The organism is Spirosoma areae, assembly GCF_054781775.1.
In genome coordinates this window covers 67,020-81,370 of record NZ_BAAGTT010000041.1, presented here as the reverse complement: position 1 = coordinate 81,370, position 14,351 = coordinate 67,020, and the positions used below count along the sequence as shown (strand labels likewise).

Sequence of the window (14,351 nt, the reverse complement as noted above, 5' to 3'; positions counted from 1 at the left end):
GTTGTCAGGCTTATTATGAAAGAGACGGTTCGGCTAAAAGCATCGCTTCCAGTTCAGTCAGCAAGATCTGCCGTTCCGCATCGAGTCCTTTAATCTGGCCGATGATCAGTTCAGGCGTATCATATTCCTTCTGCTCATACACCACTTCCTTGTAGCGGTTAATGCTCAAATCGTAGGCATTGGCCCGAATATCGTCTACGGGTACCAGAAAACTCTGGTCAGTACGTTTGCGATTTGTCTCGCCCTCCAGATTTCGCCAACGACTCACGATGTCGGGAATATCGGTTGTATGAATGGGCGACGTACTATGTTGCTCAATCAGCAGTTCCAGATCGGCAAACCGCTCGAAACCAGGGCCGGTAGGCGTGCGCTTATCGTCGAGGCTGTAGCCATCGGCCCGCATGTCGTAAAACCAAACGGAATCCGTTCCACCCGAACCTGTTTTGGTAAACACCAGTACGGCCGTGCTCACCCCGGCATAGGGTTTGAACACCCCACTGGGCATCGAGATCACGGCCTGCAAGCGGTGTTTCTCAACCAGTTCGCGCCGGAGTTGCTGGTGGGCTTTGCTACTTCCGAACAAGACGCCATCGGGCACGATCACAGCCGCTCGGCCACCCGTCCGCAGTCCGCGCAGAATAAGCGCCAGAAACAGCAGTTCGGTTTTTTTGGTCGCTACCGTTCGGATAAGATCGGGCATCACATGATCGGTATCCAATGAACCTTTAAAGGGCGGATTGGCCAGCACCATAGTGGCTTCGTCCTCAAAGTCAGCATTGTTTCGGCTGAGGGCATCCACATCGGCCAGCCGGTCGGGTTCGATGCCATGCAGCAGCAGGTTCATCGCTCCGATACGGATCATGGTCGGGTCGAACTCCATACCCATCAGCAGCCGACGGCGGTAATGCTCCTGCGCGGCTGGTTTGAATAGAGCCTGCCGGTGGTGTTCCGCTACATATTCCCCAACGGCCACCAGAAACCCTGCCGAACCAGCGGAAGGATCACACACAATATCCTCTGTGCCAGGAGCCAGCATGGCCACCATCATTTTGATGATGTGCCGGGGTGTACGAAACTGCCCGTTCTGGCCCGCCGTAGCAATTTTCGATAGCAGATACTCATACACATCGCCTTTGGTGTCACGGTCGCGCATCTGCACGTTATCGAGCAGGCTAACCACCTGATCGAGCAGCCGGGGCGTGGGAATCATAAACGTAGCCCCTTTCATGTAGCGCCCAAATGCCGACCGTGCCCCGGAGCTATCGACGCCCAGCCCCCGGATGAAGTCAAATACGCCATCGGGCCTGGTAAAGAGCCGGAAGCGTGTTTCGGGATCGGCATCTTTGAGGTGGCTCCAGCGCAATTCGTACTGGTCGGGCTGGTAAATGGGATCTTCAATGGGTTCCTGCAACTGGTTGGCCTGCTGTTCTTTCGCAGTCTGAAGTTCGTCGAGCCGACGGATAAACAGCAGGTACGTAATTTGTTCGATAACCGTCAGCGGGTTCGACAGACCACCCGTCCAGAAGGCATTCCAGACTTTATCAATGTTGGAGCGTAATTCGCCAGTGAGCATAGTAAATGGAAAATATAAGTTGTCAAAAATACAGTTTTGGGTGAATTTAACTCGTTACCGGAGCAAGTTCTTCCACTTCACGACCTAGAAAATAATCTTCGACGAACTGCCTTCGCTGAGCGTCAGATACATCCGCGTAGCTTAGTGAACACAGAAGTAGATCAAGGGTAAATAGTTGTCAAAAATACCAATGTAGAATAAGTTGTTGGTTGCCAGTTAATAAGGCAAGGATTGGAAAGGTGAGCGGGTTGACAAAACATTTTTGATTTATGGAGTCTTGTCGGCTGAGTTAGTTATTCTAATCCAGCACGACAGCTTCATTATCAGAAGCGAATTCCAGTTCGGGTAGCGACAGGCATACGCCTTCGGCAATGCCGCCAATGGCTCCGACCATACAGGTTGTGCTGTCGATGACCGCTTCGATTTGTTTTTCGCGTCGGCTCCAGATCAACTTCATCGCTCGTTTCTCCTGATCCAGTCCTGCCTGAAGCATCTGAAATGCACGCACAATGGATCGAACACATTGCTGGAACTCGTTACCGGTCAGGTAGTCGTAAAGTCGCTGAACTTTGTCGCCCTTGTTTTCAGAGACAGTCTGTACTTCCGACACTTTTAGGACGCCCACCCGCAGCACCGTGGCCAGTGCCCGGACTTCCGCGAAGGTGCACACCCAAACGCCGTCAATCTGATCAAAGTGAGGCATATCGGCGGGCATCGCTTCGGTGACCAAGACAGCGATATCGCCATTATGTCGTTGCTGATCGGCTTTTAGCTTGTCAATCCAGTTACCGCCAAAGGCTTTTGTGCGTTTACTTTCATAAATAATCCGTCCGCACAACCGACCAAATTCATTTCGGACATCCTGAATAAGGTCTGCCCCATTGATACCTTTGGCTACGTCTGTAATCTGATCAAACGGAAATGTATCAACCAAAAGCTTTTCCAGGGCTACTTCCTGCACCTCGCCCTGCGCCTGCTGCGAGCCCTGCTTGATCTTACGTTCCATCGCGTGGAGCTGGTCGGTCAGTGACCGAATCAACCCCTGCTGCTCTTCCTCTTTGAGATGGTTTTCATCACGAGCTTTTTGGATGGCCTTAGCTTCTATTTCAGAACGCTCTGCTCGTAACCGTTTTTCCACTTCGAGCTGCAATGACGCCTGTTTCTCTTCCAACTCACGCTGTTGACGTAACAGGTTGAGTTCCTGCTGCTGAAGCGACTTTACAGCTTCGGATTTGTCACGTAATTCAGCTTGTAAAGTTTGTACCGTTGTTTCCTGCTCAGCCCTCGCTTTTCGGATGGCGTCGGCCTGTAACGTTTTGAGTTGTGCCGCTACAGCCTGGGCAATTGCTGTCTGTTGTTCTTTTTCTTTAGCTTGGATAGCTAGTTTTTGCTGACGAAGCTCTTCTTGCTGACGTATAATATCGGCCTTCTGATTGGCGTAGTGACTATTATATTTTTTGGCAAGCTGATGTTCAACCTGATGTACAAACGAGGTTTCAAGGTCAATTGGTTGTTGGCAATGTGGGCAAGAAAAAGTGTGGTTCATGAAGGTGGTAGCAGTTTGAGAGTGAATGATGGATTACTATTATCTTGACACTTGTAAAAAATATCCAATGAATTGAGTGGTCTCTTTGAAATGACTTTACAAAACAATTAGACCTCACTGCAATAGATTTGCAGTGAGGTCTAATTGTTTTCATTTATAATATCAACTACTTATTTAAATGTCATCAGTTACAGTGTTAATAACTTTTATCAGGTACTTGGAAAGTGCGAGCACGGCTGCTATCGTTGATAAATATGTTTAAAAATGGATATGCATCGTTGTAGAGTACCGTAAATGGTTGTATCTGTAAAGGAGACGAAATCATGACTGCATGAGTAGCTTCTATTCGATAAGGTCAAAAATCTTCGTCTATTGTAAAAATATAAGTTGGTTTAGTTTCGGGTTGAAGCTCATGCCGGGTATAGGTGTCCCAAATGTCATATTGTTCAGGAAAATAAGTGTCAATCCAACCCATGCCTCCTGTTAAACGCATGTCGGACTGTTTGCCCTGGGTATCTTTCCAGTGATGCTTGCGGGACGCAATCGTTTTATAGACGAGGCTATGAGGGGTCCATTTCTTTAATGTTCTTATATCTCCTTTTCCACGGTACCGGTCAACTGTAATCTTATATCCATCGAGTAATAAAAAGTTATGGTAATGACGTGGTTGAGCCGTTAGCCAGGTTTTCTTCATCATCCGATTTCCGGGATTAGCTTTCGGTTTGCTTATAAAGTTTGAGGGAATTTTGAATGGCCTTTTACCAAGCGGGTAAATAAGCACCGGATTAAAATAATAGCATTTCCTAAATGTTCGGCCACTGGGAAGTTGACAGAACTGTGTACGGGCATCAGAAAACTGGCCGCGTTTAGGACGAGTTGAGTAAATTAAACGGACATGGCCTCCGCCAGTGACCAATAACGCCCGGTTTCCAGCATAATCATGTACAACTTGTAAGCGTAGATGAGCAATCTTTAAATTGGTATAATGTTTCCGTTCGGCAATTAGGCGAGTGAGGATAGTAGCGTGGTACATAGCAGTGCTGTTTATAAGTCTAACCTACGCACCAGAACCCGCATGAGCAAACCGATAAACAGACCGTAAAGTAAATATCCCCAAAAAGTAAATTGGGATGCCTGTAACAGGCTGAAATAGCGAATGTTGAAATATGTGGTGTCCCTTGTGGTACCCCTAAACGAAATCAGCCACTCAACATTACTGCTAAGTGGCTGATTTTCAGGCTCCCGAAGCTGGGCTCGAACCAGCGACCCTCTGATTAACAGTCAGATGCTCTAACCGACTGAGCTATTCGGGAGTGTGTCGATTAATCGTGGGGCAAAAGTAACTGCTTTTAGCCCACGACGCAAGCCATACCGCTAAAAAATTTGGGTAAATCAGCCAATCCGGTGGCAGTCAGCCTTGAAATCTCATCGGAGTGGGTCAGGCCGGTGGTCGGGTACGTTTTGCAGAATCAGCTCTTTAATGCGCCGGGCGTCGCCTTTTGAAAAGTTTCGGATTACAATTTCAGGCCGCGCACGCGGAATAACGTGAATGTTGGCAAAGAACAGGCCGTTGTCAATTTCAACCCCGGAGATATCGGAGTAGAACACGAAATTATCGGTGCCGCCAATTAACTTGCGGGCACTGAAGGTAACCCCTTTATCACCAAACTCAACCACGTCGGGATTGATGGGGTCTTTGAAGCTGCTGCTGCGAAATTTTTCTGTCATGATGTCTGAACCGCTCCGGCGGCCCGGCAGGATTTTGGTGATTTTCCTGGCTGACGCTAAGTTTATAATTCCGCTTCGTTGAAAGCAAAATCACCGTTCGTCAGGAAAATCACAAAAAACCGGTTATTTTTTAGGGATGTAAATTACTTTCTTCGTTTCAAAAAAAGGCTCCTCGAAATAGTCAGAGAGGTTATAAATCCGGTAACGGTCAGGTACTTCGGCCAGTTCTTCGGTTAAGTCTCCCCCTTTCAGGTACAAAACACCATTGGGACGGTCGTTGTTGCCGGACTTGTGAATTTTGTAGCGCATCCAGCCCAGAAACGGCTTCAGGCGCGTGACGGCCCGGCTCACCACAAAATCATAGGTCGTATCCAACTGCTCAACGCGGGCTTGCTCAGCTTTTACATTGGTGAGACCCAGCGCGTCGGACACTTCCTGCACCACCTTTATTTTTTTACCGATGCTGTCGACCAAATGAAAATCAACCATCGGGAACAGAATGGCCAGTGGAATACCCGGAAAGCCGCCCCCCGTGCCTACATCTAAGATTTCGGTGCCGGGTTTGAAGTTAACAATTTTGGCAATGCCGAGCGAGTGCAGAATGTGTTTTTCATAGAGCGCGTCGATGTCCTGTCGCGAAATCACGTTTATTTTGGCATTCCAGTCACGATATAGCCCATCCAGAGCCGCAAAGCGTTCTTTCTGCTCAGTAGTCAGGTTGGGAAAGTATTTTAGGATAAGGTCGAGGTTCATTAACAAAATGAATACTGTAACATGAGTAATGAGTGCAAATCAGAAGCCGTCTGTTAAATTATACATTATTCATTAAAAACTTACCGCCAGTAGATTCGTTTTTTGGGCCGGGTAAAGAGCGTTTGAAGGCCCGCCAGACCGTAGTAAATAGCCAGTATTAAATCCATAAATGGCATACTAACCCAATGAACCGTATGCGCCAGCCGGTAACTGATGCGCCCCACAATACCCCAGAACGACAGGAGACGAAGGGCAAACGCTCCGGTTCCAGCCAGCAAAAGTAACCATTCCTTGTTGGTAAATGAATGCTGCCGGAGTTCATACACCAGCACAACTAATCCAACGGCAACCGCCAGGAGCCACGTCAGCACGTGCGAGCCGGTGAGCAGGCCAAGCCGAATCTTGTTGCCCGGTTTGTAGTAGTTTCCCACGTTCAGGTGCCGCTGTTTCTGAAGTCGCCACTCGACCCAGGTTTCTTTGGGTTTCGACCACATAAATGCGTCGGGGTTGAGGCAAATAGCCGTGTTTTGACCAGTGGCTACTTCATTGATAAATAAATCGTCGTCGCCACCCACCACGTTTTTGTGCGTATAAAACCCTTTATTGGCAAAAAACAGGCTGGTGCGATAAGCCAGATTACGCCCGACACCCATGTAGGGCCGACCAGCTAAGCCCAGCGAAAAATACTGTACGGCCGTAAACAACGTTTCTGACCGAATCAACAAATTCAGGAAACCCGGTTTAGGTTCGTAGGGCGAAAATCCGAGCACAACCTCGCGACGGCTGTCAGTGAATGGGGCAGCCATAGAGGCCAGCCAATGGGTTGACGTGGGGCGGCAGTCGGCATCGGTCAGCAATACGACGGGGTAAGCGGCTTTCTTGAGGGCGATGGTCAGGGCATATTTTTTAGGCGTTACGTGTTCATGCTCCTTCTCAATCCGAATGAACCGGACCCGATGAAGATGAGGGGTCTCCGTTTCTAAAAGCGCATCCGTGCCGTCGGTGGAGCGGTCGTCCATCACCAGAACCTCGAAGTCAGGGTATTGCTGGTCATTGAGTAGGGGCAGTAACTCAGCCAGGTTTTCCCGTTCGTTGCGGGCGCAGACAACAATGGTTACACCTGCCGGAGTGGTGGCGGGTGGTTCGGGCGGACGATAAAAGGCCGTTCGGGAAAAAACAAACAAAATGTAAATAAGCTGAATACCGACCACAAGCAGCCAGGTTATCAGTAATGCCGTAATCACAGAGAAGGAAACGTTTACGCGCTAATGCGTTGATTTTTAACGAAAGAGCAAAGATACGAGGGTGAGGGCAAGGAGCAAGGGGCGGGGAGAAAGTCAGAGAGCAGTGAAGTGCTTTTACTCCCTGCTCCTTGCCCCCTGCTCCCCGCCCCTTGCCCCCTGCTCCTTGCCCCCTGCTCCCTGCTCTCGTATCTTTGCCAAATGACATTTTCGATTCATGCCCACGACCCGCAGTCGAAAGCCCGAACGGGTACGCTGACGACCGATCACGGGCTTATTCAAACGCCCATTTTCATGCCTGTCGGCACGGCTGGAACCGTAAAAGCCGTTCACCAGCGCGAACTCGAAACCGACATCAATGCCGAAATTATTCTGGGCAACACCTATCATCTTTACCTGCGGCCTGGTCTCGACGTGTTGCAGCAAGCGGGTGGCTTACATGCCTTTAACGGCTGGAAACGGCCCATTCTGACCGATTCGGGCGGTTATCAGGTATACTCACTATCCAATACGCGCAAGATTAAGGAAGAAGGCGTAACGTTTAAGTCGCACATCGACGGCTCGAAACATACCTTCAGTCCCGAAGGTGTGATGGATATTCAGCGGACTATCGGGGCCGACATCATCATGGCGTTCGATGAGTGTACGCCCTACCCCTGCGAGTACGAGTACGCCCGGAAGTCGATGGCCATGACGCACCGATGGCTCGACCGTTGCATTGCTCGTTTTGACGCAACCGAAAGCCAGTATGGCCATCGACAAACGCTGTTTCCGATTGTGCAGGGCAGCACCTATGCCGACCTGCGCCGTCAGTCGGCGGAGGAGATTGCCAGCAAAGAGCGCGAAGGCAATGCCATTGGTGGCCTGGCCGTTGGCGAACCCGCCGAAGAAATGTATGCCACCATTGAGTTGGTAAACGAAATTCTGCCTGCCGATAAGCCACGCTATTTGATGGGTGTCGGAACGCCCGCTAACATTCTGGAAGCCATTGCGCTGGGTGTAGACATGTTCGACTGTGTGATGCCTACCCGCAACGCCCGACACGGACTTCTGTTTACGACCGGGGGAATTATTAACATTAAAAATGAGAAGTGGAACCGCGATTTTAGCCCCATCGACGCGGGGCTTGGCGGCTATGCCAGCACGTTTTATTCCAAAGCCTATTTGCGCCATTTAATTAAGTCTGACGAACTATTAGGCGGTCAGATTGCCAGTTTACATAATTTGACGTTCTACTTATGGCTGGTCCGGCAGGCACGGGCACATATTGAAGCCGGTGATTTCGTTGGCTGGAAAAACGAAATGGTAAGCCGGCTGATGCAGCGATTATAACTAATTTTAGTTTTAAAAGTCTCCTAAGAAGAATGTTAGGAGACTTTTCGCCTGCTTTGTCGTCTTATAACCATTTCCCGTTTATTTCCTGTCGAAGTTGCGTTAAATGGTACTACCACCGGAAACTCGCCCCCCTTTTCCTGCAACTCACTGGCTGGGTTTGCCAACCGGCGCTGCGCTGCGGGCATTATGGCAGTCCAGGCTTAACCTGTTAATAATTACGTTTGTATTTGCCGCGATAGGTGTACTTGCTGGCTTCTTACTGCCAACCGAATTTAAGTCTGAAGCCCGAATAATGCCTGAAATGAACACGGGTTCGGGTGAAATGCTCAAGCGACTGGCATCGGTGGCGGGGTTTGCCGGTATGGATTTCGGTGGCACCGACGAGATTGATGCGGTGCGTCCGGATTTGTATCCCAATGTGTTACAAAGTACGCCGTTTGTTCTGTATCTGATCAATCAGCTTGTTACTACGTCCGATGGGCAGCAGACAACCATTGGGCAGTTTCTGTTGCCTGTGCGTATAAGCTGGTTATCAGCACGCTGGCTGGCACTATTCAGGAAAGATACCGGTCAGCGCTTCGCACCGAACAAACTGACCGGCACGGTACAACTGTCGTTGTGGCAGCAGGACCTGGCCGAAGAAATCGAGGATCGGGTAAGCGCCAAATTAGATACCCGTTCAGGAATTATCACCATTGCGGCCAAAATGCCCGATGCGAATGTATCGGCAGCCGTTGCCCAGATAGCCATGAATTACCTGACGCACTATGTAACGGATTACCGAACCGGGAAAGCCCGTCAGGATTTGTGGTTCTATCGCCAGCGGCTGACCGAAGCAGACCAACGCTACCAGAAAGCACAATTGGCGCTGTTTCAGTATAACGATAGTCATCAGCATCTTGCCAGGCAGGTGGCCACGCTTGATCGGGAGCGAATGGAAGCCGAACTAACCATTGCCCAAACGGTTTATACCGAACTGCTGCGTCAGTTTGAGCAGGCTAAACTGAAAGTCCAGAGCCGAACACCCGTTTTTAAGGTGCTCGAACCACCCAAAATACCACTCCGCCGGGTATCGCCAAAACGAACAGTTCTGATGCTGTTTTTTGCCCTGGCAGGCTTAGGGTCAGGCGCTCTGTTCATACTGATTCGGCGGGCTGATTTGTTTGGACAGGTTCGGGCTATGCTGATAGATGAGTAGGTTGGTTGTGTTCACTCACCTGAAAAACTGCTTCCAGGCTATACCCGTTAACTAATTTAACCCAATAACCACTGTGCTCACTGCGCTCCGACAGAAAGAAAAGACGATTGCCGTTGTTGGTCTGGGCTACGTTGGCCTGCCGCTGGCCCTCGAATTTGCCCGGCAGTTTCGCGTGCTGGGCTACGATACCAATGCGGAGCGGGTGGTTAGGCTGCAACGACAGGAAGATCCATCGCGGCAATTGGTTGCCGACGATTTTGCCGGAGTCGACATCACCTTTTCGGCCAATGCCGACGACCTGCGACAGGCTCATTTTTTTGTGGTTGCCGTGCCAACACCGGTCGATGAGTACAAAGTGCCGGACCTCACTCTATTGCAGCAGGCGTCGGAGGCCATTGGTCGTGCGTTGAAACCCGGCGATTGTGTGGTTTATGAATCGACAGTGTATCCGGGTTGTACGGAAGAAGATTGCCTGCCCCTGCTGGAGCGTTATTCGGGCCTGACAGTCGCTCAGGATTTTATACTTGGCTACTCCCCCGAACGAATTAACCCCGGCGATAAAGTCCGGACGTTGCCCGATATCCTTAAGGTTGTTTCGGGAAACGATGCACAGGCTGCCCAAACGATTGCCGATGTATATGGCTGCATCATTCGGGCGGGCATCTACGTTGCGCCGAGTATTAAAGTGGCTGAAGCCGCCAAAGTGATCGAAAACGTTCAGCGTGATTTGAATATCTCCCTAATGAATGAACTGGCCATTATTTTCGACAAAATGGGTATCGACACGCAGGAGGTTCTTAACGCGGCTGCCACGAAGTGGAATTTCCTGCCCTTCACACCCGGCTTAGTGGGGGGACACTGCATTGGCATCGACCCGTATTATTTGCTCTACAAATCCCGGCAGGTTGGCTACGAGCCACAGGTAATTAACTCGGGTCGGCGGATAAACGACAGTATGCCCGCTTTCGTCGCCACAAAGCTGGTGCAGATGCTGCTGCAACGCGATAAAAATCCGGCACAGACTAAAGTGCTCGTGATGGGCCTCACATTCAAGGAAAACATCGCCGACATCCGCAACTCAAAAGTAGCCGACCTGGTACGCGAATTAATGAAATACGCCATCCACGTACACCTTGTTGACCCGAAGGCATCGGCCAGCGAGGTAGCGCTGGAATATAAATTGACCCTGCTGGATAAACCGGCTGATCACTACGATGCAGTAATTGTGGCGGTAGGTCACCACGAATACCGGGAACTGCCCCCTGCTTATTTCAAGGCATTGATGAATGAGGTCCCAATTCTGCTGGATTTAAAAGGGTTATACAGGGTGGACGCTGCCGATGGAATCGCCTATTGGCGACTTTAACGACTAACCAGCGTAGTTGTATAGACTACGTTTTATCCCCTTTATCAGCCCGCCATTTACGTCGTGGGTAGGCTGAATACGTTCAAAATTATTACCATGATACGAGGCTTGATAAGTTTTCTGGTCGGTTTGCTGGTTTACCAGGGGATAGGCACCCCGATCAGCGAAGCATTGGCCGTCACCTTATTTGCCTACGCGGCCCTAACCTTCATGCACCGCATCGGCGAACGAATTGCCCTGCTGGAATGCATCAGTTGCATTGCTTCATTGGAGATCTTACTGGTCCCGGCCATCACCTATTGGGTATTTCCGGCGTCCATGCCGATTGCGTCAGCCACGTATTTCAGTTACGCATTGCCCGCATTCATTGCGTTTTATATTGGTATAAACAACTTTTCCAGCCGCCAGCCTGAACGACCGCACCGGTGGCGTTTTCAGGATGTGCAGGTGTATCTTCAGGCTAAACAGTCGGCCAGTATTGTCTTACTACTCATAGGCTTAGCTGGATTCTGGGTGAAAACTGTTGTGCCGGCAGCGCCCGCTTTTTTAAGTGTGCTGCCCTCCTATTGTCTGTTCATCAGCGCCTTGTATGCCCACTTTTCCAGAAGTAAGTACAGACTCCTGATTGGTGGCACAGTACTGGTCGTTCTGTTGGCTTACACCGCTCGTGTGGGCATGTTTGGCGACCTGTTTTTCTGGCTTATGCTCATGGGTTTATTTGGAGCGGCCAGCCTGGAACGGCCACCGTCAATGCGGCTGAAAATAGGCATGGCAGGGTCTGCGTTTGGGTTGCTGTTGCTTATTCAGTCCATTAAAGGTGAGTACCGCTATAATACCTGGGGCTACCACCGCCACGAACGCAGGGGTGACGTACCGCTCATGGCTGACCTGCTGACCGACCGGCTCATGAATCCCGATAAACTACTGACCACCGACCAACTTTTTCTGTCGACTGTGCGCTTCAATCAGGGCATCATGATTGGGAGTGCAATGGCCAAAGTACCTGCACACGAAGCCTTCGCCAACGGTGAGGTGTTGCTTTCATTGGTGTATCCGTTGATTCCCCGGCTTATCTGGCCGAATAAACCGCAAACAGGTGGCTACGAAAACATCCGGCGGTTTACTACGCTGCCGCAGTCCGAAAATACCAGTATTAACTTATCACCATTGGGCGAGGGGTACGTAAATTTTGGGTATGGAGGCATTGTGTTTGCCCTGCTGTATGGGACGTTGCTGCGTCATGTTTTTCAGTATGTTTTTTCGATCGCCGACCGTATTCCTTCCCTTATCCTCTGGTTACCCATGCTTTACGTAGGTTGCCTGACAATGGAAACGGATCTGCTGTCGACCTGGGGCAGCCTGTTGAACAGTGCTATTTTTATGTATTTACTGTTTGGGGCGCTCAAACAAATCGGTATTCAGTTATGAGTTGCCTGGCAATCACCTATGTGTTCCGCAGCCCCGGCACGGGTCACAGTATCGACGAACTATTCGGCAGTATCGAGCATGAAATGAGGCAAAAATCGGGCATGTCTACCCGGATTGTCCGGTTGCCACACATCAGCCGTGGCGTGCGGTCTCTCTGGCAAAATCTACAAGTTGTGCGGAAACTCAGGGCCGATGTTTTTCACGTCACGGGCGATGTGCATTATGCGGCACTCGCCTTGCCTGCTTCGCACACAGTGCTGACCATTCATGATTGTTTTCTGCTTCAGAAAAACCGCCGGAACCCCCTTCGATACGCCCTGTTTTGGTTAGTCTGGTATTACCTGCCAATTCGGCGGGCAGCCCTGGTGACGGCGGTTTCCGAGAAAACACGGCTTGAGTTAATTCGGTATTTGGGCCGGACAGCCCATAAAGTACAAGTTGTTCCCAATGGCTATGCTCCGTGTTTTACTCATCAGCCCCGTGCTGTTTGTACCACTCCTCCAAGTCTGTTGCAAATAGGCACAGCCCCGCATAAGAACCTGTTCAGACTGATGGCCGCCATTGACGGCATCCCCTGCACACTCGTTATCGTTGGCACACTCACGGAAACGATTCGTCGCGACCTGCATCTGCGAAAAATTGCGTATCGGCACTACGTCAACATCAGCCGGGCAGACATGGTAACTCGTTATGGCGAGGCCGACATTGTCACGTTCGTTTCCACATACGAAGGTTTCGGAATGCCTATTCCCGAAGCCAATGCTACGGGCCGGGCTGTTCTGACGTCCAACCAGTCGCCCATGCGCGAGGTGGCGGGTGAAGCCGCCTGCTTTGTCGACCCGAACGATGTGACCTCGATTCGAAACGGCATCCTCCGGCTCATTCAGGATGATACCTACCGACAAAAATTGATTGACGCCGGACTCAACAATGCCCGGCAATACACCGTTGCCCGAACAGCCGCCCTGTATGCAAATCTTTACCAACAACTTGCCCCATCGTACCCACTAATGCAGCCTGTTTTATGAAGATACTTATGTCCGCCGACTGGTTTTACCCAGCGCAAATGGGCGGCCCCAGCAACACGATTTATTGGCAGGCCACCGCCCTGGCACAAGCCGGGCATGAGGTGACCGTCGTTGCTACATCGCGTGATTTGCCGCCGGCAATACCCACTGATTGCTGGCAAACGCTCGACTGCGGGCGGGTCATCTATACGCAAAATCCTCACTTCTATCTGCCCATTAAACACATCTGGTATGGCTGGCAGGCCATCCGTAAGGCCGATGTTATCCATGTGCATAGCCTGTTCTATCCGGCGTCTATCATTTGGGTACTACTCTGCCGATTAGCAGGTAAGCCAGTCGTATGGTCGCCACAGGGCGAACTAAGTGCGGTTGCTCTTCGCATCCGCCCCCGGTTGAAGCGATTGTTAATCAGGGCATTTCAGTTAAGTACGCCGACAGTTTGGTTTCATTCAACCTGCCCGGCTGAAACGAATCAAATTCGTCAGCATTTTGGCGCCGATGCTCAGGTTTGTACCATTCCGACGATGATGGTATTACCGATACGCGCTGAGCAAATAGTGGCTCCGCCTTATTTATTGTTCGTGGGTCGTCTGCACCCCATCAAAGCCATCGACAACCTGCTGATTGCCCTTGCCGCTTCGTCGGTATTTCGGGAAAGCAGGTATTCATTGCTTATTGCCGGGCCTGAGATGGACAAAACGTATAAACAAACGCTGGATAAACTTACCCAGGCACTCGACATTGACCATAAAGTATCCTTTTTTGGAAACGTGCAGGGTAACCGGAAACAGCGGCTTTATGCCAACGCTACGCTGACGATTCTGCCGTCGCATTCCGAAAGCTTTGGCAACATTGTTATTGAATCGCTCGCGCAGGGAACGCCGGTCGTAGCGTCAACCAATACGCCCTGGCAAGTGCTGGAAACCGAGCGGGCGGGTAGCTGGGTAAGCAATGACCCCGACTCGCTCCGGCAGGCCATAGACCTGTTTTTAACCATGTTACCATCTGCGTATATGGGTTACCGAACGCGGGCGCTGCGCCTGGCCCAAACCAACTACGATATTTTTAAACATACTGATCGGTGGGAGGGCTTCTACGAACGAGTTAGCTGTAAGGAAGAAGTGTCTCAATTGGTTGTCAGTTGATTATGGTTTA

The 14,351-nt window shown here is 50.5% G+C and carries 12 protein-coding genes and 1 tRNA gene; 6 read left to right on the top strand and 7 right to left on the bottom strand.

The window, feature by feature from the left end; all coding sequences use genetic code 11:
- Positions 1-13: 13 nt before the first annotated feature.
- The 7 genes from ACYVI1_RS25990 to ACYVI1_RS25960 form a co-directional block, all read right to left on the bottom strand.
- Entirely contained in the window at positions 14-1,573 is a 1,560-nt protein-coding gene (locus tag ACYVI1_RS25990) for a type I restriction-modification system subunit M (protein WP_460913903.1), read from the bottom strand.
- A gap of 298 nt (positions 1,574-1,871) precedes the next feature.
- Positions 1,872-3,119: a DUF2130 domain-containing protein gene (locus ACYVI1_RS25985; protein ID WP_460913901.1), complete on the bottom strand. Its 1,248-nt coding sequence runs from the start codon at positions 3,117-3,119 to the stop codon at positions 1,872-1,874.
- A 355-nt stretch (positions 3,120-3,474) separates the two neighbouring features.
- Positions 3,475-4,152, bottom strand: coding sequence for a hypothetical protein (locus ACYVI1_RS25980; RefSeq protein ID WP_460913899.1), 678 nt, complete (start codon positions 4,150-4,152; stop codon positions 3,475-3,477).
- 206 nt (positions 4,153-4,358) lie between these two features.
- A tRNA-Asn gene (locus tag ACYVI1_RS25975) sits at positions 4,359-4,432 on the bottom strand.
- 112 nt (positions 4,433-4,544) lie between these two features.
- Entirely contained in the window at positions 4,545-4,847 is a 303-nt protein-coding gene (locus ACYVI1_RS25970) for a hypothetical protein (RefSeq protein WP_460913898.1), read from the bottom strand.
- Positions 4,848-4,970: 123 nt separating this feature from the next.
- Positions 4,971-5,600, bottom strand: coding sequence for a 16S rRNA (guanine(527)-N(7))-methyltransferase RsmG (rsmG, locus tag ACYVI1_RS25965; protein WP_460913897.1), 630 nt, complete (start codon positions 5,598-5,600; stop codon positions 4,971-4,973).
- 80 nt (positions 5,601-5,680) lie between these two features.
- Positions 5,681-6,844, bottom strand: a complete 1,164-nt coding sequence (locus ACYVI1_RS25960) for a glycosyltransferase (RefSeq protein ID WP_460913895.1) — start codon at positions 6,842-6,844, stop codon at positions 5,681-5,683.
- Between the two features lie 198 nt (positions 6,845-7,042).
- Between ACYVI1_RS25960 and tgt the strand changes: the two genes are divergently transcribed.
- The 6 genes from tgt to ACYVI1_RS25930 all read left to right on the top strand — a co-directional run bounded on the left by tgt (position 7,043) and on the right by ACYVI1_RS25930 (position 14,341).
- Entirely contained in the window at positions 7,043-8,173 is a 1,131-nt protein-coding gene (gene tgt, locus ACYVI1_RS25955; protein WP_460913894.1) for a tRNA guanosine(34) transglycosylase Tgt, read from the top strand.
- Positions 8,174-8,279: 106 nt separating this feature from the next.
- Positions 8,280-9,374 (top strand): Wzz/FepE/Etk N-terminal domain-containing protein, encoded by a 1,095-nt coding sequence (locus tag ACYVI1_RS25950; protein WP_460913893.1) that lies wholly within the window; start codon positions 8,280-8,282, stop codon positions 9,372-9,374.
- 73 nt (positions 9,375-9,447) lie between these two features.
- Positions 9,448-10,740 carry a nucleotide sugar dehydrogenase gene (locus ACYVI1_RS25945; protein ID WP_460913892.1) on the top strand — a complete coding sequence of 431 codons (1,293 nt, stop codon included), beginning with the start codon at positions 9,448-9,450 and terminating at the stop codon, positions 10,738-10,740.
- A gap of 96 nt (positions 10,741-10,836) precedes the next feature.
- The gene (locus tag ACYVI1_RS25940; protein ID WP_460913891.1) at positions 10,837-12,168 is read left to right on the top strand and encodes a hypothetical protein; all 1,332 of its coding nucleotides are present in this window, start codon (positions 10,837-10,839) and stop codon (positions 12,166-12,168) included.
- Positions 12,165-13,196: a glycosyltransferase family 4 protein gene (locus ACYVI1_RS25935; protein WP_460913890.1), complete on the top strand. Its 1,032-nt coding sequence runs from the start codon at positions 12,165-12,167 to the stop codon at positions 13,194-13,196. Before ACYVI1_RS25940 ends, ACYVI1_RS25935 begins: the two co-directional genes overlap by 4 nt.
- Positions 13,193-14,341 (top strand): glycosyltransferase, encoded by a 1,149-nt coding sequence (locus ACYVI1_RS25930; protein WP_460913889.1) that lies wholly within the window; start codon positions 13,193-13,195, stop codon positions 14,339-14,341. The genes ACYVI1_RS25935 and ACYVI1_RS25930 overlap by 4 nt, the downstream gene beginning before the upstream one ends.
- Positions 14,342-14,351 lie beyond the last annotated feature (10 nt).